Here is a 23,569-nt window from a genome sequence, read left to right as displayed (position 1 = left end):
AAAATTATGAATTGAAGTACCGGAAGGGGATGATGTCGGATGAGTTCCAAGAAGACTGTGTCGCAGAGCGAAGATTTTTCGGGATGGTACATAGAGACGATCAAAAAAGCGGATTTAATGGATTATTCGCCGGTCCGGGGGTGCATTGTTTTTAAACCGGCCGGATATGCGCTTTGGGAAGCGATTCAAAAAGAACTGGATGCCCGGCTGAAAGAAACGGGCCATGAAAATGCCTACTTCCCCTTGTTTATCCCGCAAAGTTTTTTCGAGAAAGAAAAGGAGCATGTGGAAGGGTTTAATCCGGAATTGCCTTGGGTGACGGAAGCCGGGGGTGATCCGCTGGAGGAAAAGCTGGCGATCCGCCCGACCTCGGAAACCATGATCGGACACATGTTTTCCAAATGGGTGAAATCGTACCGGGATTTGCCTTTGCTCATGAACCAGTGGTGCAACGTGGTCCGTTGGGAAAAACGCACGTTGCCGTTTTTGAGGACGAGCGAGTTTTTGTGGCAGGAAGGGCATACCGCTCATGCCACTGAACAGGAAGCCAAAGAAGAAACGTTTAAAATCTTGGATTTATATGCGGAGTTTATTGAAAGCGTTTTGGCGATTCCCGTTGTCCGCGGAGAGAAAACACCTTCGGAAAAGTTTGCCGGGGCGGTTCACACCTATTCCGTGGAAGCCATGATGAAAGACGGAAAGGCGCTCCAAGCAGGAACTTCCCATTATATGGGGCAACGCTTTGCGAAAAGTTTCGATATCCAATTTACGGATGCAAACAACCAATTGGCGTATGCATACACCACTTCCTGGGGAGTGAGCACCCGCTTGATCGGGGCATTGATCATGGTTCACGGCGATGATCAAGGGTTGGTGCTGCCGCCGCGCATTGCCCCGACACAGGTCATCATCATCCCGATCGGTGCAAAAGGCGAACGGGAGCGTGTGCTGTCTTATGCCGCACCAATCCTGGACCAATTGAAAGCGAAGGGAATCCGGGCGAAACTGGACGACCGGGATAATTACAGTCCCGGATGGAAATTTAACGAATATGAAGCGAAAGGCATCCCGCTTCGCATGGAAATCGGGCCCCGGGATGTCAATCAGGATCAGGTTGTGCTCGCCCGCCGGGACACATTGGAAAAAATCACGGTTCCGACCGCGGAAGTTTTGGAGACGGTCGATCGTCTGTTCAATGAGATTCAGGAGAACTTGTATCAACAAGCGAAAGCCAATTTTGACCGGAACACCCACATGGCGGAAACCCTTGAAGCATTGACGGATATTATCCAAGCCAAGCGCGGTTTTGTCTTGTCCGGCTGGTGCGGCGATGACCGTTGTGAAGCCAAAGTGAAAGAAGAAAGCGGTGCCGTCAGCCGCAACATTCCTTTTGATCCCCCGGAAACCATGAAAACATGTGTCGCATGCGGAGAGAAAGCCAAATACACCGTCTGGTTTGCCAAGTCTTATTAATGAACGGAATGCACCCTGCTGCAAATAAAGTGGCAGGGGATTTCTTATGAAATGGGAAGGAACGGGGGAGATGTGCCATGAACGAAAAAAGACCGAGGCTCGTCATTGCCGGAACGGGGAGCGGAGTGGGCAAAACGACGGTGACCCTTGGTTTGATGGCGGCGTTTCAAAAGCGGGGGCTCAAGGTGCAGGGATTTAAGGCCGGGCCGGATTATATTGATCCGGGTTACCATACGGCGATCACCGGGCGCCCTTCCCGCAATCTGGATACTTGGATGGTGCCGGCGGAGGACATGGTGGAGATTTTTCTCAATGGCAGCCGGGATGCCGATCTTTCCATCGTAGAAGGGGTCATGGGACTGTATGACGGCAAAGATCCTTTGAGCGACAAGGGGAGCACGGCGGAGATAGCCATTTTGTTGCAAAGCCCGGTGATCCTGGTGGTGGATGTTTACAGTTTGGCGCGCAGTGCGGCGGCGGTGGTGAAGGGTTATCAGGGGTTGAATCCGTCTGTGCCCGTGGCCGGAGTGATTGCCAACCGGGCCGGAGGGGAAGGACATTTTCAGCTTGTCAAATCTGCAATTGAAAAAGAGTGCGGCATTCCGGTTTTCGGTTGGCTTCCCCCGGATCCGTCCGTTGACATCCCGGAACGCCATTTGGGTTTAATCCCTGCCCTTGAACGGGGGGAAATGGTTCCCCTGTTTGACCGGTTGGCAGAGCTCATGGAAAAAGGAGTGGATTTGGACGGTTTAAAGAAGGTTGCCGGGAATGCCCCTTTGCTTGCCGGGCCCGGGCGTCGGCTTTTTTCACAAAAACGGATGGAACCACATCCCGTCATCATCGCGGTGGCAAAAGATGCGGCTTTTCATTTTTATTATCCGGAAAATCTGGAGTTGCTGAAGCAGTACGGAGCCCGGTTGCGGTTTTTCAGCCCGCTCAAAGGCGAACCGGTGCCGGAAGAAGCCGATGGCTTGATCGTGGGTGGCGGGTTCCCGGAAGAGTTTGTCCGGGAATTATCTGCAAATGAGGAAGTGAAACGTTCTTTCCGGGAAAACATCACAAGAGGCATGCCGGCTTATGCCGAGTGCGGCGGATACATGTATCTGACCGAGGCGATCATCGATCGAAAAGGGAAACTTCATCCGATGACGGGCGTGATCCCGGCTGTGGTCCGGATGAGTGACCGGCTGACGGCGCTGGGGTACCGGGAAGTGGAAGCCGTGACGGACAATCTGCTGCTCAAGCAAGGGGAGAAAGCGCGTGGACATGAATTTCATTATTCCACGCTGGCGATACGAAAAGAGCAGGATGCTTGGGCTTATGAAATCAGCGGGCATGCCGGCAAACACCGGGAAGGATATGCACGGAGAAATCTTTTGGCCGGGTATACCCATCTCCATTTTGCTTCCAACCCTTCCATGGCCAAACGTTTCATTGCGGCTTGCCGGAATTACAGGGATGGCAAGAGGGGGTAAACGTTTCATAAGGAAAGCATCAACGGGCTGTCCGCTGTTCACGACTTTACCCCGGCTTTCAGCGATTTCATGACAAAAGAAGAATTGGAGAAAAAACAAGCCGAACTGTTGGCGACCGGCCGTATTAAAAGAGGGAACATCCCCTCTTTTTTATTTGTCCATGTCACGGTTGGAGAGGATACGTTTAGCTGTATGGATTGTTGCCAAATCTGGCAAGGTGTGTGCACTGAAACATAACAGACCCGCTTAATTTACCCGACTCAGTGAAGTTTCAAGCGGGTCTGTTTTTATGTTTATGGAAAATCATCAGGGGTTCTCTTTATTTAATTCTTTCACCGTTTCGCCTTCGATTAATCTGGGTTGATAATAGGTTTGGTAAGGTAAATCCTTTTTACCCTGTAGTTTTTTAATAATCCAATCGGCGGCGTCACAACCCATTTGTTCTTGCGGGTGTGTCAATGTCGTCAGCTTGATAAAAGAGGTTTTGGCGAGAAAAGAATTATCCTGACCAATAATTGACAATTTGTCCGGAACCGGGATGTCAAGTTGTCTGCATACATTCACCAATTCAAAAGCGACCTCGTCATTGTAGCAAACAATGGCTGTCAATTCGTTCAGATGTTTGTTCAGGAAATCTTTTAAGTTCATGCCCAAAGCCGGTTTTGTCTCTGTATTGAAGGAAAGAACCAACTCCGGTTGAAAAGGGAGTCGGGCTTCCTCAAGCGCTTTGATATACCCTTTCATTCTGTGCTTACCCTGTAAATCATCCATTTTTGCAATGAGTCCGATTTGCGTGTGTCCTTTGGAAATCAATTCATTGGTTGCAAGATAACTGGACTGTACATCATCCAGACAAAGAAAAGGGACATCCAATTCATTGTAATAAGCATTGATCATAATAAACGGAACGTTTTGCTTTTTTAATGACAAGTAGTATGAAATGTTGGGATTGTACAAGTTGCTTTTGGTGGGTTCGACGATCAACCCGTCGATGCCGGAAGACAACATCATTTCCAAAGCCTTTTTTTCTTGTTCGATCTCATTATTGGTGCTGGCCAACAGCAATGAATAGTTATCCTCATTCAGTCTTCTTTCAATGCCCCGAATGATGGAAGGAAAAATATAATCCGAAATATAGGTTGTGATCACCCCGATGGTTTTTTGGTTTGAGTGGGCCCCCGACTTTATTTGGAACTGATTGCTGACATAAGTTCCGGACCCCTTGCTGCTTCTTAAAAAGCCTTCCTTTGACAGTTCCAAAATGGCTTTTCGCACGGTGTGCCGGCTGACTTTGTATATTTCCTGCAAGGCTGACTCCGTGGGGATTTGTTCTCCAACACTGTATTCCCCGGAAAGAATTTTACTTTTGATGTCATCGATGATTGCTTGATACTTTGGTTTCATATTACCACTGCTCCTGAAAGTTGTTTGTTCTTTGCTTCCGCTTTAAAAATTTGTATGGACATATCTTAACATGTTGTGAAATGAATCGAAAGCGGTTAAACAATTGGTGCGAACAAATTTCCAATAATCGTAATCGATGTCATTCATTTCGTTTGTTAATACATAAATATAAATGAGAATATCATTTATTTTGTAGAGGATGTATGCACATATTTTGTTTAAGATTGACATATGTACGTATAAAAAATATACTTACCTTGAAAGCGCTTCCCGGTGGTTGTTTTTAACCATTGATTTTAAGTCGGAAACCGGAGGGATGAAATTGTTGGAACAGCTGAAAGAAGAAGTGTTTCAAGCCAATTTGCAATTGGTTGAACACGGGCTGGTGAAATATACCTGGGGGAATGCAAGTGCGATTGATCGTGAAAGCGGTTTATTTGTGATTAAACCCAGTGGTGTTGATTATGCAACGATGAAGCCCGGTGACATGGTGGTGGTTGATTTGGAAGGCAATGTGGTTGAAGGTAAGCTGAAGCCTTCATCGGACACACCCACTCACGCGGTGCTCTATAAGCATTATGAGGAAATTGGCGGGATTGTGCATACGCATTCGACATGGGCAACCATCTGGGCTCAGGCAGGGTTGGATGTTCCCGCGATGGGAACCACGCATGCAGATACATTCCACGGTTCCATTCCTTGCGCCCGTTATCTGACGCCAAAAGAAATTGAACGCGGATATGAAACAGAAACGGGAAACGTGATTATTGAAACATTTGAAGAACGGGGATTGGATATCTTGGCCGTTCCCGGGATTTTGTTAAAAGGACATGGTCCGTTTACATGGGGGAAAGATGTAAGATCGGCGGTCATGCATAGTGTCGTGCTTGAAGAAATTTCAAAAATGAATTTCTTTACACAAGAATTAAATCGCTTTGCAAAAGAATTGCCGAAACATATTTTAGATAAGCACTATTATAGAAAACACGGAAAAAATGCCTATTACGGACAAAATTAAAAGAAAATAAAGAAAAGAGGGGTACGATGTCAACGCCGAAAAGACGGGAATTTTGGTTTGTCGTGGGTTCGCAACATCTCTATGGGGAAGAAACGTTGGCCAGGGTGAAAGCGCATGCACAAACCATAACGGATGAACTAAATGAAAGCGGTTTATTGCCGTACCCGATTGTGTTGCAAGACCTGGCCGTGAGTGCCGACAAAATCACGAACATCATGAAAGAAGTCAATTATCGGGACGAAGTTTGCGGAGTCATCACATGGATGCATACGTTTTCGCCCGCAAAAATGTGGATTCGCGGGACAAAATTATTGCAAAAACCATTGCTTCATTTAGCAACACAATTCAATGAAAGCATTCCTTGGGAAACGATTGACATGGATTTTATGAACCTGAATCAGGCGGCGCATGGCGACCGTGAATATGGTTTCATTAATGCCCGCTTGAAAAAACAAAATAAAGTGGTTGTCGGATACTGGAAACGCGAGGAAGTACAGAAGCAAATTGCGGAATGGATGGATGTGGCAGTTGCTTATAACGAAAGCTTCCAGATTAAAGTAGCCCGTTTTGGCGACAACATGCGCAATGTTGCGGTAACCGAAGGGGATAAAATCGAAGCGCAGATTCAATTTGGGTGGACTGTTGATTACTATGGCATCGGCGATCTTGTTCAAGAGGTGAATGCCGTCAAAGATGAGGAAGTTGATGCCTTATTTGAAGAGTATGCAAACCTTTATGAATTTGATTACGGGACGTACAGCAGGGAAGATTGGGAGAAAAGCGTGAAAGTTCAGGCGCGTTATGAAATCGCCATCAAGCGCTTTTTGGATGAGCGGGGTTACAATGCTTTCACAACAAATTTCGAAGATTTGCACGGCATGAAACAACTCCCGGGGCTTGCCGTGCAGCGTTTGACAGCCCAAGGATACGGCTTTGCCGCCGAAGGGGATTGGAAGACGGCGGCACTCAACCGGTTGCTCAAAATCATGAGCCGCAACGGTTCAACCGGTTTCATGGAAGATTACACGTATGAATTGGCGAGTGGTCAAGAGTATGTGCTTCAATCCCATATGCTGGAAGTGGATCCCGCGCTGGCAAAGAACAAACCGAAAATTGTTGTATCTCCCTTGGGGATAGGCAATCGTGAGGATCCGGCCCGCTTGGTGTTTGACGGAAAGGCGGGGGATGGCGTTGTTGTTTCAATGGCGGACTTCGGTACGCATTTCAAATTGTTGATCAATGAAGTTTCCGCATTTGAGCCGACCGTTCCTGCGCCAAAACTTCCGGTGGCCCGTGTGCTTTGGCGCGTCAAGCCGAATTTTCATGACGGGGTTCAGGCCTGGATTGAGAACGGAGGCGGTCATCATACCGTGGTTTCATTGGATTTGTCAACGGATCAGATCGTCACTTACGCAAAACTTGTCGGTGCAGAATACGTGGTGATCAAGTAATCACAGCTTCCGGGGAATCGGATTCCCCGGAAGGGATCCTTCTTGGAAAAGGGGATCTTGGTCACTTTCCCGTTCATGGTTTCAGGGAAAACAAGGCCAAACACATTTTTGAAAACGTTTTATTTGTTTGTCCGATATTGTTACATGAAAGAAGGGCAAGTCAGTAAGCTGTCAACACGAGGAGGGACAGGAATGGCGAATGATAAGAAAATTCCCAGTGGATTTATCTATTTTTTCGGGGCTTTTGGCGGTATCCTCTTTGGCTATGATATCGGTGTGATGACGGGGGCATTGCCTTTTTTGGAACATGATTGGAATCTGCAGAACAATGCCGGTGCAATTGGTTGGATCACTTCTTCTCTGATGTTTGGGGCGATTTTCGGAGGGGCTTTGGCCGGACAACTTTCAGACCGTTTGGGACGACGAAAAATGATTTTAATTGCTTCCCTGATTTTTGTTGTTGGTTCTGTTTTGTCAGGGATTGCCCCGCACAATGGAATCTATTTTTTGGCCGGTGTCCGGATTTTATTGGGACTGGCTGTCGGAGCCGCTTCAGCGCTGGTCCCGGCTTATATGTCGGAAATGGCACCGGCAAAATTGCGCGGCCGTTTGTCAGGAATTAACCAAACCATGATCGTTTCCGGAATGTTGCTATCATATATTGTTGATTATTTATTGAAAGATTTATCCGTAACCATGGCTTGGCGTATGATGTTGGGAATGGCCGCCCTGCCCGCTTTGATTCTGTTTATCGGTGTTTTGCGGCTGCCGGAGTCTCCCCGTTTTCTGATAAAAAACAACAAACTGAATGAAGCCCGCAAAGTATTGGGCTATATTCGTCAGGACCCGGAACAAATCGAATCCGAAATAAAACAAATTCAAGAAACCGTGATCGAGGAAAAAAAGGCAAATCAAAAAGCATCATGGAGTACGCTTTTTCAGAGCAAATATCGCTATTTGGTCATTGCCGGTGTCGGGATTGCTGCTTTTCAACAATTTCAGGGAGCGAACGCCATTTTCTATTACATTCCCTTGATTGTGGAAAAAGCAACAGGGCATGCGGCAAAATCCGCATTGATGTGGCCGATAATTCAAGGGATCATTCTGGTGTTGGGTTCCCTTGTGTTCCTGTTGATTGCGGATAGATTTAACCGCCGGGCTTTATTGACCATAGGCGGAACCATCATGGGATTGTCTTTTATTTTCCCGGCTGTGATGAATGTGTTGATTCCAGATGCAAACCCGATGATGATCGTTGTTTTTTTGAGTATTTATGTCGCTTTTTATTCATTTACTTGGGCTCCGTTGACCTGGGTAATCGTAGGGGAAATTTTCCCGCTGTTAATCCGTGGGCGGGCGTCCGGATTGGCTTCGTCTTTTAACTGGATCGGTTCTTTTTTGGTGGGACTGTTGTTCCCGATTATGACGGCTTCAATGTCTCAAGAAGCAGTATTTGCAATCTTCGGTATTATTTGTTTACTCGGTGTTTTGTTTATCCGCACACGCGTTCCGGAAACACGTGGCCATACTTTGGAAGAAATTGAGAAATTTGAGAAGGGTACGAATAGATTGGGGTGAATGAAGTGGATTTGGTTAAAGTTTCAGAGGCCGTTAAACAGGGGGATGTCACGTTAGGCATTGAATTGGGATCGACGCGTATCAAAGCTGTATTGGTAGCGGATGATTTTCATACAATTGCGACGGGAAGTTATGTCTGGGAGAATAAATTTGAAAATGGAATATGGACGTATGCATTGGATGAAGTATGGGAAGGGATTCAAAGCAGTTATGCGCAACTTGCCAAAGAAGTCCGAAGCAAGTACCAGGTCCCTCTCACCAAGATCGGCGCCATCGGTGTCAGTGCCATGATGCACGGATATTTGGCTTTTTCGAAAAACGGAGATTTGTTAACCCCGTTTCGAACCTGGCGTAATAACATCACGGAACAAGCCGCCAGCCAATTAACCGACTTGTTTCAATTTAATATTCCGGAACGATGGAGCATTGCCCATCTGTATCAAGCCATCTTAAACCAAGAGCCCCATGTAAAAGACATTCATTTTATTACCACCTTGGCTGGTTATGTTCACTGGAGGCTGTCCGGAAAAAAGGTGTTGGGAATCGGAGATGCTTCAGGGGTTTTCCCCATCGACGAAGTGACCGGAACTTATTCTGCCGGCCTTTTAAAACGGTTTGAGAGTCTGGAAAATGTGGCGTCTTATCCATGGAAGATAAAAGAGATTTTGCCGGAAGTTTTAAAAGCAGGTGAGTGCGCAGGGAGATTGACCAAGGAAGGGGCCCGGTTGCTGGATGCCGGCGGCAAGCTTCAAGAAGGCAGCTTGATGGTTCCTCCGGAGGGGGATGCCGGAACCGGGATGGTCAGCACCAACAGTGTTCGTAAACGGACAGGAAATATATCAGTCGGAACCTCTGCTTTTTCCATGATTGTATTGAATAAACCATTGAAAAAAGTTTACAGAGATGTCGACATCGTCATGACACCCGATGGCACCCCTGTGGCGATGGTCCATACGAACAATTGCTCATCGGATATTGATGCTTGGGCCAATCTGTTTAAAGAGTTTGCAGAATGCTTGGGTGTGGATATAAATACGGATAAATTATATGAAACATTGTTTCAGGCTGCAGCCAAGGCGGATTGCGATGCAGGGGGATTGGTCAATTACAGTTATTTGTCGGGGGAGAATATTACCAGAATGCCTGCCGGACGCCCGCTTTTTGTCAGGAATCCCGACAGCACGTTTACCTTGCCAAATTTTGTTCTGGCTCAGTTGTATGCAGCCTTGGCCCCGTTAAAAATCGGGATGGATATTCTGAAAAAGGAAGAGCAAATCGAAACAGAATTCTTTATTGCCCAAGGAGGTCTGTTTAAAACGCCGGGCATTGCCCAGCAAGTTCTGGCCAACGCCTTAAATACACCCATTGCGGTAATGAGTACAGCGGGGGAAGGCGGAGCTTGGGGGATGGCTTTGCTGGCGATTTACGCCAAACGAAAAGATCAGTATCAAAATTTGGAGGACTTTTTGGACCGGGAAGTTTTTGCGAACCTTGAAAGCACCATCTTATCTCCGGAGCCTGAAGGAGTTTCCGGATATGAAGCCTTTATCGAACGATATCAAAAGGGCTTGCCCGTTGAATCCATGGCAATCAAGTGCCTTCCATAGGAGTAACATTAAAAAGCATTTCTTCAACAAGGTTGAGGAAATGCTTTTTTTTTCTGCAGCCGGTTTTCTCAGCCGTTTACGGATTTTCGGATCAATATGCCGGCTTGCGTTGGGGGAATTTTTTTCTTTGCACATTCAGTGCCGTCACAGCATTTTCTGTCTGTTTTCATTGGCGGGAGCGAAGAGAGCATCGTTTTATAAAAGGGAAAAAGAATGAAAATGTGCAATAATGAAACGAAACAGGATCGCAAAAGAGAGGTGTAACAAGATGAAGGCCATCATGCTGCAAGGAACGGCTTCCGATGTCGGGAAAAGTGTAATATGCACGGCTTTTTGCCGTTATTTTTTTGAAGAAGGTTTCAGGGTGGCTCCGTTTAAGTCGCAAAACATGGCTCTAAATTCGTATGTGACACGGGATGGAGGGGAAATCGGCCGGGCGCAGGGCGTTCAGGCGGAGGCAGCGGGAATTGAACCCACGGTCGATATGAACCCAATGCTTTTGAAGCCCACAGGGGAAATGGTGTCGGAAGTGATTTTGCACGGGCACCTTTTTGCTGAACTTCGTGCCGGTTCGTTCCATCACGCAAGCGATTCGATTCTGGCCTCCGTGCAACAGTCTTTGAACCGGTTATCCTGGGAATATGACGTTCTGGTGATAGAAGGAGCGGGGAGTCCGGCGGAGATCAATTTGAAAGAACGGGATATCGCGAACATGTGGACGGCCCGGATGGCGGATGCGCCGGTTTTGCTGATCGCCGACATTGACCGCGGGGGTATGTTCGCTTCGGTTGTGGGCACCTTGGAATTGCTGGAACCGGACGAGCGGCGGCGGGTGAAAGGCATCATCATCAATAAGTTTCGTGGAGACAAAGCATTATTGGAGCCGGGAATCCGATGGCTGGAACAGCGAACCGGGATTCCGGTTTTGGGTATCCTTCCTTTTATGGAGGTTGGCATCGATCCGGAAGATTCCCTGTCGCTCACCGAACTGGCGTTAAAAGGAAACCAAAAAGAAGCGGCTGATCTGGATGTGGCCGTGATCCGTTTTCCCCGTATTGCCAACTTCACGGATTTTTCCCCGCTCATGGATTATCCGGATTTGTCGGTCCGGTTTGTAAGAGCGGCCCGGGAACTGGGAAGACCGGATGTCATCATTCTGCCCGGGACAGAAAATCCGAAAGAAGATTTTGCTTGGCTGAAAAAGACCGGACTGGGAGAAAAAATCCGGGTGTTAAAAAAACAAGGAAGTTCGGTTGTCGGGATCGGCGGAGGCTTTCCCATTTTGGGGACGAAATGGGTTTATCCTGATTGTGAGTCCGAACGCGAAGAGGCCGGTTTGGGGCTTCTTCCCATGGAAATACAATGGAATTTCAACACACCAACCAGCCGGAGCCAAGCAAAACCTTTGGCCGGTTGGGGAGGACCGGACCCGGTGGAAGGATATGAGATTCATTCCGTCCGCCCCCGGAAAGCCGCGGGAGTTTCTCCGCTGTTTGAGCTGTCCGACGGCCGGTTCGACGGCGCGGTTTCCGAAGACGGAGAAGTGTGGGGAACCGGACTTCACGGCGTTTTTGACAATCCTTCCTTTACCGGGCATTGGATCTGCCATCTCCGCTTGAAAAAAGGGTTGCCAAAACGGAAACGAACGATGAAACGAAGAAGGGAAGAAAGGGAAAAGATTTACGCTTTTCTGGCGCAATGGATCCGTGAACACATGGACATGGAACAAGTGAAGAAGATCATGGGAATCTCAAGGTGAGAAGCAGAGAACAAACGACGGGTTTTTAATAAATCGGAGGATAAACAATGGCGAAATGGTATAAGAAAGTAAATATGGATGCGAAAGCGGCTTATTATTTGGCCTTATCTGAGAAGGTCCTCGATAAATTAGCCGGATATGACTGGTTTTCCACTGTGAGAAAATCCATGGATATGTGTTGGGAGTGGACAGAGAATAAAAAGGGTGATTCCTATCACATGTACTTGGAATTGGCTGACGAAGATGAGGGATTTTATATCATCGGACTGGAATATGACGATCTCGAAGAAGGCTCACAGGAAGATTTTGTCTATTGGTGCCTGTTTTTTGCTGTTTCTTATACCGTAAAGCAAGCACTTCTCTTTGAAAAAAAGAACATGAAACCCCTCGGGAAATACAACCCATTGATGATGAATATATGGAGAAAGCATTTATGCAAAATGTCCGAAAAATAAACGGCTATCAAGAAGAATGGGCCGAACGTTTAAAAGAGTACCTGTTGAAAAATCACACGGCAGGCAGTGACAAAGAGAAGAGTTCTTGAAGTTGATTGCATAAATAAAAAGAATTCCGCTCTCTTAACCGGAGCGGAATTTGTTTTTATAATCCTGGTTGAGGAGGGGCTTATGATGATTTGGTATGAAAACATAACTGACGATGCCAAAGTGGCTTATGTATTGTCTTTGACAGAAGAGATTGCGAAACAAACAAAAGATTATGAATGGTACAGACTTATTCGGAGATTATTGAAGATGTGTTGGGAATGGGTGTGCCGACTTAATGAACTCATTGTCCAGACATTTAAGCAACAATTGAAGTTATAGATTTGCGAAACTCTTTAGGGGATCAATAGCCCAAAGCAGAATGTGGCGCCTCTCATCATTGTAGAATTTTATATATTGATCAATGTTGTTTTTAGCTTCCAAGAAAGAAGAATATTCCTGAAGCCCAAACCGTTTCTTCTTTCAGGGTGCGAAACCATCGCTCAATATAAGCATCTGCGTCAGGATTGTTGTATCCCGTTCTTTCTTGCTTGATGCCTGCATCTTTTAGTGCTTTCATATAGCAGCGGCTCGTCATTTGGCACCCATTGTCACTCCGGAATAGTCAGACCCTTGTCTTTTGTACCAAAAGGAAATCGGTTGTTTAAAGCCTGGTCAACAGCCAAAAGCAGCTCTTCTGTACGACAAAATCGTGAAAATTGGTATCCGACAATCTCTTAAGAACAATCCTTAACAATTATTGTTTCATTTGGACTGATAAAGGCACTTCATTTGCTATTGAAATAAATTGAGTATAATATCAGCTACGTATGTTTCAAGTAACGCGGCTATAATGATTAGTGGCAAAACAAAAGCAATATAAGTTCTTAATACTTTTAGAATTTTTTTAATAATGGAGTCTCCTTCTTTATCTTTTTTAAACATATTTATAATTTTCGTTCTAATAACCTGATTTAATTCAAATAGGACGCCCGCTAGTAAACAATAGGCGGAAATTTCGAAAATAGAATGAGGGATGGAAGAAATTATTAGCTCACAGCCTTTGTTAAAATCAACTTGTAATGCAATCCCAAAGACTACACCAAGCAAAGAATTTGTTGAAATAATATTTACTAAATATAGATATTGTATTGGCACTAAAGCTAAGATAAACATTTGCAAAGGTACTGCAAAACCATTATGAACAATATACGACCATACTTTATCAATACCTGTAGATTCTTTTATTTGGCTTGGTGAACTATTCCCTATCCTTTCCATTACTACTTTTAAATCTGGATTAACCATGTAGGTTATTATTGTCGCAATAAAGGTTATAGCAGCTGTTAATATTAAAAAATAACTAGCTCTTTTTAATATGACTTTATTTGCTTCAAGTCTCACAGTAAACATTATAATTTATACCCCCCTTAACTTGTCTAAGATAAATACTTCAGTTCTGTAATTAGAATCGATAGTATGTTATTTTATCTCCCTCTTGAAATAAATGATTTTCTTCAACAAGTTTGTTCTTTATCAAAATTTCATGGTCATTTGTTCGAAGCTTCTTCACGCACCTTTTGGACAGAACCCTTTCTTTCGGAATTTTTCAATATAATGGGGGACGGCGATTCAAACCTCCTCCGGGGGGGAGATTTCTGAATTTTTTTTATGATCGTGCGTTTTTTTCTCCACACGATTCATGGCCGCTTCCCCTCCCATGTCTCGCGGGTTCGTTTCCTCACATTTCCTCACATTCCTGCGTCCGGCGTGTCCATGAGATAGAAGCCGAAAATGCTCCTTTGCGGGGGCTATGCCCTGATGGATAAAATTTGGTCGGCTCTGCGCTTCGATTGTCTTCCCATGTCATTGAGTGTCGAACGACTTTGTGGGTCAACCAGCCCGGCAAGGTTTTGGATCTGACGCGGATGCTCATAGTTTGTGATACACCGAAGAAGGTCACCACGGTTAGCACGCTGACCTTTCATCGCGATCATCTCTTCGTTCCCCGGAATCGGTTTGACTAGCCTCTCAATCTCGTCATCAATCTCCATGATTCTGGCTTGAAGATGCTCATATTGCTTGAGCAGGCTTAGGAGTACGCGTTTGGCCATGCGTGTCCCCACGGTCAGTCAGACAGAGCGTTCGGCTGCTTGTCGCAGCTCGTTTGCTCTCTTGATTCCGACGCCTCGCTTTACGACATCTTTCCACTTGTTCAACAGATCTTCAGTCGACATCGCGGTGATCTTCTCCGGCAGCGGAAAATGGGTGAGCGTGTACAAATCCGTCTTGCCATCCCAGTCTTGAAAGATGGTACGGAATTCCGGAAAATAACGATCCAACTAGTTGTCAATCCGCCCTGATTTCTTCATTACAGGAATGCTCCTTTAGAATATACGTGAATTATCTTTATTTTTATTTTATATCACGAGTTTTCATTTTATCTAATTCTTTTTTCTTTTCTCATGAAAATATTTTCGGCCACCGTTCCATTCCGCAATCAGAAAAAGCAAACCTGGCAATAAATAAAGGACATAACCAATAGTACTTTCAATTCGATTTGATATTAACATCCATGTTAATAACACAATATAAGCAACTGGTAGAATTGCTCCCCAATATGCTTTATTCCTGGTTGAAAAGAAGAATTGAACGGCTAAAACACCAGCAATAATAAAAACTCCATAAAATCCAATGTCCATTAATTCCCATCCTTTTCTTGTTTATATTTATCGATAATTAATTTCGCGTTTTCCACGCTTATTCGATCATCAATAGACAGTTTTTTGATAAATTTGATGAATTCCTCGTTATCCACAACATCATTAATTTTTAAGTGGATTGAGTACCTGCTGAAAAATCACCCGGCAGGCAGTGACAAGAAGATCCAAAAAGAAGAATTGTTGAAGTTGATTGCATAAATGAAAAGAATCCCGTTCTCTTAACCGGAGCGGAATTTATTTTTTTCTAAGGTTTTAGAATGACGGATTTTTGTTTTACAGAAGTGACCTTTAAATCGTGTAATGGAAATTTTGCCCAATGATTGAACTGGCCTGCATCAAGCAGGTTTATTTTTTATCGCAATTGTCATAAACAAATTCATGCACTATTTATAAAAAATTATTTATAAATACAATTGCCAAATAGACTAATATTTTTTAAAATTATTAATTGTTTCCTGTACAATATATTTAGAGAAATAAGAAAGGAGGAAACGGGGTTACGGATTTTCGTACCCGTCGAAGATATGGGAAAATATTTTGTACGGTTTCTCCTTTTGTTGCTGATCGTCTCGGTGGGAACAGCCTTCTGGGTTCATACCCTTGTTTATGCTGACGGGGGAATTAATATTCCTGAAATTAACGAAGATTTCGATCAATTCGAACAAAAAGACCCGGTTCAGAAGGAACAACCGGTCTCATCCCCTCCGGTTGAAAAAAAGAAAGGAATTGTGGATAAGTTTACCGAATCATTGTCAAAGGTTGGAGATTGGTTCAAGGGCAAAATTTCAGGAGCATGGGAATGGACCAAAGAGAAAGCGGCTGCCTTTTGGGATTGGTTCACCAAGATTTGCTCCAAAATGGCAGAAGTTGTGATTGATACGCTGTCATCGGCTTGGGAATGGGTGAAAAAATATAAAGAATATATTGCTTTTTCCGTCGTTTTAGTGGTTGGTGTTGTATTATGTCTTTTTCCGCTCACGTCTGGATTGGGTGCGGCCATTCTGTGGGGAATGGGTATATCCTTCTTAGTCAGTGCCGTTTTAAATGGCGGGATTAATAAGAACACTTTCTTGGAGGCGGCCATTGGCGGCATTTTGGGATTGGTTGGAGGAGGTATCACGGCAGGAGCTTCCCGGGCATTGACGAGCGGCATCGGGCAAAAGCTGGTCATGGGTGCTAAGAATTCCAAAGTATTGGGGTCTGTTCTGCAAGGAGGACAGAAACTGGTCTCCAAATTGCCGGCACCTCTGCAAAAAGTGTTTGGCAAAGGCGGATTCCTCGGATCGGTTGAGGGTGCCGGAACCAGTGTGACAGACGATATCCTGCATGGGCGGAAGATCAATTGGAAAAATGCCATTTTGGCAGGAGTTTTTGGAGCCGGCTCCGTCGCCGTGGTTCACTTTGCCCAACCAGCGATCAATAAAGCCGTTCAGCAATTGGAACCGGTTCTGGCCAAAACCCCGATTGTCAAAAATATTTTCAACAAAGTTGACGATTGTTTTGCTGTACAGCCAACCAGAGGGTACCATGCTTTGTTCTTGGCGACAAATATTAAATGTGATTATTCAGGCATAACAGACATTCTGAAAGAAGACTTAAAAAATTTGAGAGGAAAAGTAGGTCATAATAAACATACGATTGCTGTTGCCAGAACAGATGTTAAAGGATTGGAAGATCGATTGTTTAAAGGTGCTTCTCCTGGGGCCATAAAAAAAGCATCAAAAGAAGCCGAGTTAGTTCCTTTGGATGAAAAATATCCAAACAGATCAATTAAGTCACCGTTTGATAGTCCGCAAATGTCTAGACATGCTGAAGAATATGTCATGGCTGAATTTGAAGCTGCAGTAAAAGAGGCTAAATTAAACCCAAAAGAAGTATCTGGAAAGATATATATCCATCAATCAAACCCTAGAGGAGCATGCCCGGCATGTATTGCGGGAATTACAAACCCTGATGCAAAGAGCGGTATATTCTTGGAATTTAGCAAGATGTATCCTAAGCTTGAAATAGTAGTTACATCGGAAATAGTAGAAGGAAAAAAAGCAGTTGGAAGACAATTCTTTAGATTGAAAAATGGTAAATATATTGAATGAAAATCAGGAGGTTTCCTGGGATGGAATGGATTGAGCATGTGAGTTCAGAAGCAAAAGTGGCTTTTCTGCTGACATTAACAGAGAAAATCATGCATAAAATAGAAAATTATAAATGGTATGGCTTGGCCAGAAGAACCATGGATATGTGTTGGGAATGGCTGGAAGAGAAAAATCATAGTGGAGATGAACTTTATTTGAAAATAGATAATGATGTGGATGGATTAGCACATATCAAAGGGGTGGCATTTGTCGATGATCAACCGGATCCTCAAGAAAAGGCGCTGTGGTTTTGTGTAACACAGGCGGCGTTTTATGTTACATGGCAGGCTTATGAATATGAAGAGGAAGAATATGTTCCACAGGCGATAGAAATGACAGATGATGAAGTAATTGATTGGTTCATGGAAAAAATAATGAAAGTAGACGGCTATCAGGAAGAATGGGCGGAACGCTTAAGAGAGTACCTGCTTAAAAACCACCCGGCAGGCAGTGACAAGAAGATCAAAAGAGAAGAATTGTTGAACTTGATTGCATAAGGCCATGGACGTTGTTTCGATGATAAAACGGCCCGCACCGGTAAGAAGGGGCGGGTTTTCGTTTTGGTTTGATCACCTTGAAGGGGAATTCTTTTTTTAGCTATATAAATCCTAAGGAGGTGATCAGAGCAATGAATGACTTTTCTTTTTTGAAAAAGTATGTCCTTCCATCTGAACATGTGGAAGCACCACCAGGGCAAAAGCATGTATTTTATCCCCTTAATAAACGTGAAGTGGAAGAAGCGGAACAAAGGCTCCATCGAACGTTTCCAAAAGAGTTGAGGGAATTTTATTTCCAGATTGGCTATGGCTTTCTGTGTAATAACCAGGTTAGTTTGATCGGATCATGGATCCCCATTCCATTGCAGATTTGATCTTGGGAGAAGACTTCTGGGAAGATTATGATTTGGTGGATGAAATTGCGGAGCAACCACACCGGTTCCCTTTTTTTAAGTTAGGCAATGACAGCCTGATCTTTTTGGATTTGAGTCAAGAAACAAGGGCTGGAATTCATCCGGTGGACTATGCCGGGATAATCATTGCGGATTCCATCGAAGAGTTTGTGCGGAAGTTGGATGCCAGAGAAAATTGCTATTTATTTATTGAGATATAAATCAGAGTAAGGAGATTTTTAGATGGATTGGCTTGAGAAGTTGAGTTCCGATGAAAAAGTGGCTTATCTGCTGACCTTGACAGAGAAAATGATGCATCAAACCGAAAAATACCATTGGTATGGTTTGGCAAGAAGAGCCATGGATATGTGTTGGGAATGGCTGGAAGAGAAAAAGCATCATGCAGATGAGCTTTATTTGAGATTGGATAATGAAGATGGTGATGGGTTAATTCATATCGAAGGGGTAGCTTTTGTAGATGATCAACCGGATCCTCAAGAAGAAGCAATGTGGTTTTGTGTAACGACGGCTTTGGCTTATGTTACATCTCAGGCTTATGAATACGAAAGGGAAGAATATGTTCCACAGACTGTAGAATTGGTTGATGAGGAAGGGATGGATTGGTTCATGGAAAAAATAGTGAAAGTAGACGGCTATCAGGAAGAATGGGCGGAACGCTTAAGAGAGTACCTGCTTAAAAACCACCCGGCAGGCAGTGACAAGAAGATCCAAAAAGAAGAATTGTTGAAATTGATTTCATAATTCTGTTTTGGTGATCATAAAAAGACCCGCACCGTTAAAATGGAGCGGGTTTTCGTTTTTGATGGATCAGCGGTATTGGAAGTGGATGGGAAACGAATTTGGCGGCGAAATGGTTGGGGAGATGATAATCCAAAAAAATATCAAGAAAGGGATTAGGAATGAATTGATTCAAGGCTGCCTAAACAAAAAGGAACCAACTGGGCTGCTAAATATCATGCAAAAGAAATGTACGTCAAATGATGGTCGAAGTTGGTTTGGAAGAACTGGAAGTTATCAGCCCGAGCGGGTCTGAAATCTTAAAAGTAGATAAAGAAAAATTAAGAAAGTCTTGGTGATGAAAATGAACAATATTCAACTCCATATTTATAACGAAACAGGTTCAACATTAATTGAAAATCCATCTTGGGATCAAGTAAAAAAAGTGATGAAACAAGTTGATGGAATAAACATTGATTTAATTGGATTAAAGGTGGTTGGCAAAGGGGAGTTAACTTTAATGGGAGGAAATGAGATAAAAGGCCGACGCCTTTATGCTGTTCAATACAGTCCGGAGAACAATTCCATTCATTTGGTAGTGGAAAATATGAGGGTGAACAATATAGATGAGTATGAATATATTAGCTGCCAACAAACAGGCATTGATTTTCCACAGCGTTTGCTTGTTCCTTTAAACACGGCTATTATTGCATTTGAAGAATTTTATAATTCCGGAAATCTAACGGATAAATTGAAGTGGGTTGACTAGTAAATATTGCGACGAAATAAAAAACTTTATATTTTGAAAGAATTTAAAAACTCATTCCGTTGCAGATTTTATCTTGGGAGAAGATATCTGGGAAGATTATGATCAACCGGAATTTTTATAAGCAGAGTTTGGCACATTCCCCGATAGAGAATCACAAGGAAGTTCATCGAGAAAGCATGATATCTGCCATGAATCAACGGTTTGAGGAATGATACTGCATATCACCTTTTAAATAGCTTGAATGACATACTCTATTTATAATGCAAATGCAATGGAGGGATATTTAATGAAATGGATAGAATGGGTAAATAATGTCAGGTCAGATGCAAAGGCAGCTTATGCTTTGGCTTTGGTGGAAAAACATATGAGTGAGATTGAAAACTATGATTGGTTTAAGATGGTCAGAGAGGCGGTTGATAAGTGTTGGAAGTGGGTGGAAGAAAAACAGTACAGTGGCGATGATCTTTATGAAACAGCAGATAATGAGGAGGAAGATGGATTGATTTATATTGAAGGAATGTCTTTTGCAGGTGATAATGCATACGGTCCTCAAGCAGAACTGATTTGGTCGTGTGCGGTTGATGCTGTGTTATATACTGCCCGCCAGGCGTATGAAATGAAAGGGGAAGCATTTCCACAACCTGTTGGAATCAATGATGATGAATTTATGGATGAAGAGTTTAACCGGAAGATAAAAAAGCTAAACGGCTATCAAGTAGATTGGTCGGAGCGTTTAAAAGAGTACCTGCTTAAAAACCACCCGGCAGGCAGTGACAAGAAGATCCAAAAAGAAGAATTGTTGAAGTTGATTTCATAATTCTTTTTTGATCATAAAAAGAGGCCTGCACCGGTAAAAAGAGGCGTTTTTTCGTTTTGGCTTGATCACCTTGAAGGGGAATCCTGTCATAAGTTATATATCCAATAAGGAAATAATCAGAGTGATGTGAGACTTTTCTTCGAGAATTTAAAAAGTTGGAAAGGCGGGATTTGCCATCGCATGGTATAAACATCTCAGTGAGGATGCAAAAGCGGCTTATGTATTGTGCTTATCGGAAAAGATGTTGGTTTTGACAAGAAATTACTCATGGCATCGCTTGATTCGGAACGTGATGGATATGTGCTGGGAATGGGTTGAACATCGTAAATACAGTGCGGTGGAGATTTATGACGTGTTTGCTGATGAAGATGATGCACTGGTTTTCATTGAGCACTATCCGGGAGTGGTTGATAATCCTGCACTAAAATCTCTGTTTTTCTGCATATTTGACGGCATTTGTTATGTGATATGGAAAGCTTATCAAACAGAGCAAGATTATTTTCCCCCCATGCTGGAAAGCGAAAGTGATCAATCCATCGAGCTCTTTATGGAAAAAATCAGAGAAGTGGATGGCTGCCAGGAAGAATGGTCCGAACGTTTAAAGGAATATTTGCTTAAAAACTACCCGGCCGGAAGCGGCAAGAAGATTAAAAGAGAAGAGTTGTTGAAACTGATCTGAAAAAAATTTGATATTGCTAATTTGGAAGAATCTGTATCGATTGCGCCGCCTGGGTTGTTCCACCTTGCTCTTAAATTCCTTCTTTGGGCAAACACAATGTTCATCATGAGGTCCGGTTGATTTTCCAAATCCTTCTGCTCACTTCCGACTTATCTTGATTAGATTAGCACTTGTCAAAGACCAGAAAGTCTTTCATAAACATCCCTATTCACTTCCGCTTTTCCGCCTCTTCTTTTAAGTACATAATCACAGGCGGATTTCTTTTGGCGTTAAGTTTACTCAATCTTCAGTTCAATCATGAAACCAATTCTTTGATCGCTTTATTCATTTACTTCTGCGCTTTGAAAAAGATTTTTATATTGTTTTGCCAAGTCAGGGTGGTCCAAGTAGGTATCCATGATCGTCAAAGCATCCAAAAAATGGCACTTCCGCAACTTCATGATGGTTTGTATACTCAACCCTTCAACCAGTGGTTCATCAGAGACGGCTTGATGATCCAGCCATTCATCAAAAGGCTTTTGAAGCCGATCTGTCACCTTGTCTAAAAGGGATATCATCGCTTCAATTTCATGATCATGCCATCCTTCTCTTTGTAAAACTCTGATTAATTTTCTCTCATTGAATTCAAGCATTTGTTTACCTCCTGATTTTTTAAACTATAATTAATTATACTTATCGTTTGGATGATTTTCTTATTTTATTATCTTGAACGTTAGCTCAGGAGGGAGAACTTTTGCTGAGTTTTGATGAAAATCAACTTAAATCTGTTTTGATTGAAGAAGAAGGAATTAAGGAATCGAAAACATCCTTTATCATAGAAAACCTGAAAAAATTGGACGATCGGCTTCAGGAAACGATGGATCAGTGGATGAAGGATCGGAGCATCTCTAATTTCAATGTTGAAGGTGTTGATTTAAAGTTCATCATGGAAAAAGGGAAAGTAAATTTTCATAACGCGTTGACCATCATGAACGCTTTTTTGTATGATCCGAATTTAGCGGAAACTTATAGAAAAAATCCATACGCTTTTTCAGGGCCTATGCGATGAAAAAAGGTTGGTTCATCACTTTCATTGATTTTCTTAGCGCATGCCCATCGGAAAATTTGGAAGGGAAGGGTGGTTATTCTTTTCGGATCACTCTCCGAACAACTTCTCTTCCCACGATTCCGCCAGCTTTCATCGTCCCTCCGATGATCGCTTGACCGGTATCATGTTTGGAACTCTAAAAGTTGGAAAGGCGGGACTTGCCATCGCTTGGTATGAACATCTCAGTGAGGATGCAAAAGCAGCTTATGTACTGTGCTTATCGGAAAAGATATTGGTTTTGACAAGAAGTTACCCGTGGCATCAATTGATTCGGAACATGATGGATATGTGTTGGGAATGGGTTGAAGGGAAAAAGTATGGTGCAGATGATCTGTATTATCAGTTTGATGACGAAGAAGACGGACTCATTTTTATTGAAGGAGAGAAGGAAGTGGCGGAAAGCCCGCAATTCATGCTCATTCTCCATACGATTCTGGAAGCAATTTGTTACATAATGTGGCAAGCTTATAAGTATGAAAAGAAAGATTATCTTCCGCAAATCCTTGACTTGGTGAGTGATGAATCGATAGAAATGGATTTTATGGCAAAAATAAAGCGAATTCATGGTTATCAAGAAGAATGGTCTGAACATTTAAAAGAATACTTGCTAAAAAATTACCCTGCCAGAAGTGATAAGCAAATCAAAAGAGAAGAATTGTTGAAGTTAATTTCATAAAGACGATGGAGGATTAAGCATTCAAGATAAATTCAAAGTTTTTTCCAATCCAACTTGGGAAACCGTTTATGAATTTTTGGAAATCATGGATGGATTTGACCGAATCCTTTCCACGTGAATTTTTAATGAAAAAATCAGATTGGCTTTCTGGAGAATGTGGATTTTGAAAATTATCAATGTGACGGGGGATCTTGATGGGGAAATGGTATCAGAAAGTAAACATGGATGCAAAAGCCGCTTATTATTTAACGTTGTCAGAAAAAATATCGGAACCATTGGATTTTGGTGATGATTGGGATGCGGTTATCAGAAAATCCATCAATCTTTGTTGGGAATGGGTTGAGGCGAAGATGCATGATTCTTATGCCATGTATGATGGACTGACGGATGAAGACGAGGGTTTTTATGTTCTTTCAACTTTGGACGGTGTCTTCCAAGATGATTTGCAAGCGGAATCGGCGTATTGGTGTTTGTTCTTTGCCGTATCTTATACCTTAAAGCAAGCATTAATATTTGAAAACAAGGAACATCATGGTCCGCAAGAACTCGAATCCGTCAATGACGATTCCACCTATATTCAGTTTATGGAAGAAATCAAAAAAACAGAAGGCTACCAAGAAGAGTGGTCCCGGCGTTTAAAAGAGCACTTGCTTAAAAATTACCCAGCCGGAAGTGACGAGCAAATCAAAAGAGAAGAATTGTTGGCTTTGATTGTATAAATGTATGATTGAATAGAAGTATAAGTGAGGCTTGTTCTTTTTCACCGGAGCAGGCCTTTGGCTTGGTTAAAAATGCAAGTGGATTTGTAAATG

The 23,569-nt window shown here is 43.2% G+C and carries 26 protein-coding genes and 2 pseudogenes; 19 read left to right on the top strand and 9 right to left on the bottom strand.

Annotation, left to right across the window (positions count from 1 at the left end; all coding sequences use genetic code 11):
- Positions 1 to 39 precede the first annotated feature (39 nt).
- Both proS and FA954_RS10295 read left to right on the top strand, forming a co-directional pair.
- The gene (proS, locus tag FA954_RS10300; RefSeq protein WP_138615076.1) at positions 40 to 1,473 is read left to right on the top strand and encodes a proline--tRNA ligase; all 1,434 of its coding nucleotides are present in this window, start codon (positions 40 to 42) and stop codon (positions 1,471 to 1,473) included.
- A gap of 77 nt (positions 1,474 to 1,550) precedes the next feature.
- Positions 1,551 to 2,948 (top strand): cobyrinic acid a,c-diamide synthase CobB, encoded by a 1,398-nt coding sequence (locus FA954_RS10295; RefSeq protein ID WP_121873963.1) that lies wholly within the window; start codon positions 1,551 to 1,553, stop codon positions 2,946 to 2,948.
- A 306-nt stretch (positions 2,949 to 3,254) separates the two neighbouring features.
- Here FA954_RS10295 and FA954_RS10285 read toward each other — a convergent pair whose 3' ends face one another.
- The gene (locus FA954_RS10285) at positions 3,255 to 4,352 is read right to left on the bottom strand and encodes a GntR family transcriptional regulator (RefSeq protein ID WP_062842900.1); all 1,098 of its coding nucleotides are present in this window, start codon (positions 4,350 to 4,352) and stop codon (positions 3,255 to 3,257) included.
- A gap of 322 nt (positions 4,353 to 4,674) precedes the next feature.
- Between FA954_RS10285 and FA954_RS10280 the strand changes: the two genes are divergently transcribed.
- The 7 genes from FA954_RS10280 to FA954_RS10250 all read left to right on the top strand — a co-directional run bounded on the left by FA954_RS10280 (position 4,675) and on the right by FA954_RS10250 (position 12,589).
- Positions 4,675 to 5,370, top strand: coding sequence for an L-ribulose-5-phosphate 4-epimerase (locus FA954_RS10280; protein WP_062843069.1), 696 nt, complete (start codon positions 4,675 to 4,677; stop codon positions 5,368 to 5,370).
- A 26-nt stretch (positions 5,371 to 5,396) separates the two neighbouring features.
- A complete protein-coding gene (araA, locus tag FA954_RS10275) occupies positions 5,397 to 6,821 on the top strand; it encodes an L-arabinose isomerase (protein WP_138615075.1) in 1,425 nt (474 codons plus the stop codon).
- A gap of 192 nt (positions 6,822 to 7,013) precedes the next feature.
- The gene (locus FA954_RS10270) at positions 7,014 to 8,399 is read left to right on the top strand and encodes a sugar porter family MFS transporter (RefSeq protein WP_037993748.1); all 1,386 of its coding nucleotides are present in this window, start codon (positions 7,014 to 7,016) and stop codon (positions 8,397 to 8,399) included.
- Positions 8,400 to 8,404: 5 nt separating this feature from the next.
- Positions 8,405 to 10,006 carry a xylulokinase gene (locus FA954_RS10265; RefSeq protein ID WP_062843070.1) on the top strand — a complete coding sequence of 534 codons (1,602 nt, stop codon included), beginning with the start codon at positions 8,405 to 8,407 and terminating at the stop codon, positions 10,004 to 10,006.
- 268 nt (positions 10,007 to 10,274) lie between these two features.
- Entirely contained in the window at positions 10,275 to 11,765 is a 1,491-nt protein-coding gene (locus FA954_RS10260) for a cobyric acid synthase (protein WP_062842903.1), read from the top strand.
- Positions 11,766 to 11,812: 47 nt separating this feature from the next.
- On the top strand, positions 11,813 to 12,220 hold the full coding sequence (locus FA954_RS10255) for an Imm6 family immunity protein (protein WP_037993744.1): 408 nt from the start codon (positions 11,813 to 11,815) through the stop codon (positions 12,218 to 12,220).
- A gap of 174 nt (positions 12,221 to 12,394) precedes the next feature.
- Positions 12,395 to 12,589, top strand: coding sequence for an Imm6 family immunity protein (locus tag FA954_RS10250; protein WP_138615074.1), 195 nt, complete (start codon positions 12,395 to 12,397; stop codon positions 12,587 to 12,589).
- Here FA954_RS10250 and FA954_RS14125 read toward each other — a convergent pair.
- From FA954_RS14125 to FA954_RS14120, 7 genes and pseudogenes are all read right to left on the bottom strand, one after another.
- On the bottom strand, positions 12,584 to 12,691 hold the full coding sequence (locus FA954_RS14125; protein WP_121873965.1) for a hypothetical protein: 108 nt from the start codon (positions 12,689 to 12,691) through the stop codon (positions 12,584 to 12,586). The genes FA954_RS10250 and FA954_RS14125 overlap by 6 nt on opposite strands.
- Positions 12,681 to 12,827, bottom strand: a complete 147-nt coding sequence (locus FA954_RS10240) for a hypothetical protein (protein ID WP_220214882.1) — start codon at positions 12,825 to 12,827, stop codon at positions 12,681 to 12,683. The genes FA954_RS14125 and FA954_RS10240 overlap by 11 nt, the downstream gene beginning before the upstream one ends.
- Positions 12,828 to 13,042: 215 nt before the next feature.
- Positions 13,043 to 13,660, bottom strand: coding sequence for a stage II sporulation protein M (locus FA954_RS10235; protein WP_037993741.1), 618 nt, complete (start codon positions 13,658 to 13,660; stop codon positions 13,043 to 13,045).
- Positions 13,661 to 14,058: 398 nt separating this feature from the next.
- The gene (locus FA954_RS10230) at positions 14,059 to 14,361 is read right to left on the bottom strand and encodes a hypothetical protein (protein WP_052186633.1); all 303 of its coding nucleotides are present in this window, start codon (positions 14,359 to 14,361) and stop codon (positions 14,059 to 14,061) included.
- Between the two features lie 18 nt (positions 14,362 to 14,379).
- On the bottom strand, positions 14,380 to 14,589 hold the full coding sequence (locus FA954_RS10225) for a hypothetical protein (RefSeq protein WP_052186632.1): 210 nt from the start codon (positions 14,587 to 14,589) through the stop codon (positions 14,380 to 14,382).
- 73 nt (positions 14,590 to 14,662) lie between these two features.
- Positions 14,663 to 14,949: pseudogene (locus FA954_RS10220) on the bottom strand (hypothetical protein).
- Positions 14,949 to 15,083 (bottom strand): annotated as a pseudogene (locus FA954_RS14120) (SHOCT-like domain-containing protein); the annotation flags it as partial. The pseudogenes FA954_RS10220 and FA954_RS14120, both read right to left, overlap by 1 nt.
- Before the next feature lie 441 nt (positions 15,084 to 15,524).
- On the opposite strand from FA954_RS14120, the gene FA954_RS13820 reads away from it, so the two are divergent.
- The 7 genes from FA954_RS13820 (at position 15,525) to FA954_RS10185 (ending at position 20,994) form a co-directional block, all read left to right on the top strand.
- Complete coding sequence (locus FA954_RS13820) at positions 15,525 to 17,063, top strand: hypothetical protein (protein WP_197051991.1); 1,539 nt, start codon at positions 15,525 to 15,527, stop codon at positions 17,061 to 17,063.
- A 20-nt stretch (positions 17,064 to 17,083) separates the two neighbouring features.
- Positions 17,084 to 17,599, top strand: a complete 516-nt coding sequence (locus FA954_RS10210; protein WP_175413198.1) for an Imm6 family immunity protein — start codon at positions 17,084 to 17,086, stop codon at positions 17,597 to 17,599.
- A gap of 346 nt (positions 17,600 to 17,945) precedes the next feature.
- On the top strand, positions 17,946 to 18,212 hold the full coding sequence (locus FA954_RS10205) for a hypothetical protein (RefSeq protein WP_052186630.1): 267 nt from the start codon (positions 17,946 to 17,948) through the stop codon (positions 18,210 to 18,212).
- A gap of 40 nt (positions 18,213 to 18,252) precedes the next feature.
- The gene (locus tag FA954_RS10200) at positions 18,253 to 18,753 is read left to right on the top strand and encodes an Imm6 family immunity protein (RefSeq protein ID WP_175413197.1); all 501 of its coding nucleotides are present in this window, start codon (positions 18,253 to 18,255) and stop codon (positions 18,751 to 18,753) included.
- Between the two features lie 334 nt (positions 18,754 to 19,087).
- A complete protein-coding gene (locus FA954_RS10195) occupies positions 19,088 to 19,498 on the top strand; it encodes a hypothetical protein (RefSeq protein ID WP_037993732.1) in 411 nt (136 codons plus the stop codon).
- A gap of 286 nt (positions 19,499 to 19,784) precedes the next feature.
- Positions 19,785 to 20,315 (top strand): Imm6 family immunity protein, encoded by a 531-nt coding sequence (locus tag FA954_RS10190; protein ID WP_037993731.1) that lies wholly within the window; start codon positions 19,785 to 19,787, stop codon positions 20,313 to 20,315.
- Between the two features lie 250 nt (positions 20,316 to 20,565).
- Positions 20,566 to 20,994: an Imm6 family immunity protein gene (locus FA954_RS10185; RefSeq protein WP_231564563.1), complete on the top strand. Its 429-nt coding sequence runs from the start codon at positions 20,566 to 20,568 to the stop codon at positions 20,992 to 20,994.
- A gap of 320 nt (positions 20,995 to 21,314) precedes the next feature.
- Here FA954_RS10185 and FA954_RS10180 read toward each other — a convergent pair whose 3' ends face one another.
- On the bottom strand, positions 21,315 to 21,626 hold the full coding sequence (locus FA954_RS10180) for a hypothetical protein (RefSeq protein ID WP_037993727.1): 312 nt from the start codon (positions 21,624 to 21,626) through the stop codon (positions 21,315 to 21,317).
- 101 nt (positions 21,627 to 21,727) lie between these two features.
- Here FA954_RS10180 and FA954_RS10175 point away from each other — a divergent pair, with 101 nt between their 5' ends.
- The 3 genes from FA954_RS10175 (at position 21,728) to FA954_RS10165 (ending at position 23,476) form a co-directional block, all read left to right on the top strand.
- The gene (locus FA954_RS10175; protein ID WP_138615072.1) at positions 21,728 to 22,042 is read left to right on the top strand and encodes a hypothetical protein; all 315 of its coding nucleotides are present in this window, start codon (positions 21,728 to 21,730) and stop codon (positions 22,040 to 22,042) included.
- A gap of 151 nt (positions 22,043 to 22,193) precedes the next feature.
- Complete coding sequence (locus FA954_RS10170) at positions 22,194 to 22,757, top strand: Imm6 family immunity protein (RefSeq protein ID WP_175413196.1); 564 nt, start codon at positions 22,194 to 22,196, stop codon at positions 22,755 to 22,757.
- Positions 22,758 to 22,951: 194 nt separating this feature from the next.
- Positions 22,952 to 23,476 carry an Imm6 family immunity protein gene (locus tag FA954_RS10165; protein ID WP_037993721.1) on the top strand — a complete coding sequence of 175 codons (525 nt, stop codon included), beginning with the start codon at positions 22,952 to 22,954 and terminating at the stop codon, positions 23,474 to 23,476.
- The last annotated feature ends 93 nt before the right edge of the window (positions 23,477 to 23,569 follow it).

It is taken from the genome of Thermoactinomyces vulgaris, assembly GCF_005886755.1.
Taxonomy (GTDB): Bacteria; Bacillota; Bacilli; order Thermoactinomycetales; family Thermoactinomycetaceae; genus Thermoactinomyces; species Thermoactinomyces vulgaris.
Note: the sequence above shows the minus strand (reverse complement) of the source record. Positions and strands in the feature narration are given on the sequence as shown.